The 1,963-nt window shown below is 44.0% G+C and carries 1 protein-coding gene; it reads right to left on the minus strand.

Annotated features, from left to right (window positions below):
• A partial coding sequence (locus ACYVRA_RS06270; RefSeq protein WP_461251891.1) for a GAF domain-containing protein occupies positions 1–1,488 on the minus strand: 1,488 nt, incomplete at its 3' end.
• Positions 1,489–1,963 lie beyond the last annotated feature (475 nt).

Genomic DNA, 1,963 nt, shown 5'->3' on the forward strand with positions numbered 1-1,963 from the left:
ATAAAGCGGCACGCCGATAATCGCCTTGACATTAATTCCATTGAGCTCCTGATAAATAGCGTCGGGATTGGCGCTTGTGTCATCGCAGACGATTATTGGCAATGTGGCGCAGTCGGGAAGCGTTACTGGAAATATTTCAATTAAATAATCATACAGATTGGATATTGAGTTTCGCGGAATCGTATTGTCGGCGCACCAGTGATATGCCAGATAAATGTCTTTACGCTGATAATCAATGGCGAAAATAAACACTAATGACACTTTATGGTAGCGCCCCAACTTGGCGATTGCTTCCTGTACCAGCGTTTGTGAATCGCCGGAAGAAATAAACCCTCTTGACAGTTCGGAAATTAATTCCTGCTGTTCCAGTTTGATTTTTAGCTGTTCGCCATGATCAAGTATGTCTTTTTCCATGTCGGCGCGTATGACGGTGTTCGCGCACAGAAACGCCGCCAGCCGCATTATCTCAACGCTGTCCTTATCAAAATAACGCTCAGTATGGAGGTCTTCAAAAAAAGCAATTCCCCAAAAATCGTTGTTAATAAAAACTGGAGTAACGCATATGGAAACTAAACCAAACGATTGCAGTACGGCCGCTTCGCTCATAAGCCTGACAGGGCCGTTAATCGCTCCTCCTGAAGTAAAAATTTTCCGCCAGTTTGGCACATACTTTTCTGGAGAAAAAGACTCCAGCCCTTTTATCGGCGCGGTGGTTCCGCCTGATTCCCTGTCCCAGCGGTATATTTGCCCGCCTTTCTGCAAACCGCCTGACATTGTAAAGCTTCGCAATAGGGAAAATCTGTCCAAATTGAATACGTCGGCGATCTCTTTCACGCCCGCAGTCATGGCGGCTTCAAATGTTTCTTCGTTTTGAGAGAGAAACATGATGGCGGCTCTGTTTAGCGCGGCTTCCATTTTTTCGCGCTGTTTCATTTCCTCTCTGATAACCGCGTTTGAGAATATGCACGCGGCGGAATGAAGCAAATCGGCGCAATCTTCGTCAAAATAACGGTCGTTGGTATGGTCCTGAAAATTGACAACTCCCCAATATTTGCCATGCGTAAAAACGGGCGTTATTAATATCGATTTTACGCCAAAGGCGCGCATGAAAGCAGCCACATCTTCGGTATAATCGCTTTCCCTAAAACGGATATAACCGCCCTGCGATGAGATCGAAAGCCACTTGTCTAAAAGCGGATTATTAGGTAAAAATTTCATTTCATCGACAAGAGACATAAGACAGCCTTCCGACTTGTCCCAACGGTAAACTTGTTTAAGACGTTTTCCCTCTCCAATGTTTACCAGCTTATAGAAAACTACGCGGTCAAGTCCGATCGCGTCGGCAAAAGGCCTTATGCCATTGATCATTACTTCTTCAAATGTTTCTTCTTCATGGGCGGAAAATATTTCAATTGATTTGTTTAAAGCCGTCACAATGGCGGCGCGGCGTCCGGATAAGTCCTGCCCCGCCTTTTCATTATTTATCAATATTTTTCTCCATTAATAAACTGCGTTTCCTGTAAACTGCGTTTACTGACGCATTGTTTTAACAGTCAAGGCGGTTTTTTGACTCATTACAGATATTATATTATTTTTAAGGTAAAATTGTAAACTGTTTGAAAAGGAATAAAAATGAGGAATTTATTAAATTTTAGGTTTTTTCGTTGGGTAAAATAAGGTTCAAGAGGTGAATTTTCGCTTGAAGAGGATGCGGAGGATATGGAAGTTTTGGTACGAAAATCTTCTCTTCCTCTGTGTCCTCCGTGGTTTTATTCTTACTTCTTAGACATCCCGAAGGTTGGTATTTACAAAGAATCGGACGCGGTTGTGGCGGCGCGTATGTTTTTTTCCAGTTCCGTAAGCTGTTGCGCGTAGTCGGGCAGATGTTCGCGGATAAAGGCTATATCCTCGGCTTTGCCTGCGGCTTCTAAGTCTGCCGCAAGAGCCGATACATCCGCGGCTC

This window comes from Treponema sp. R8-4-B8, assembly GCF_054786175.1.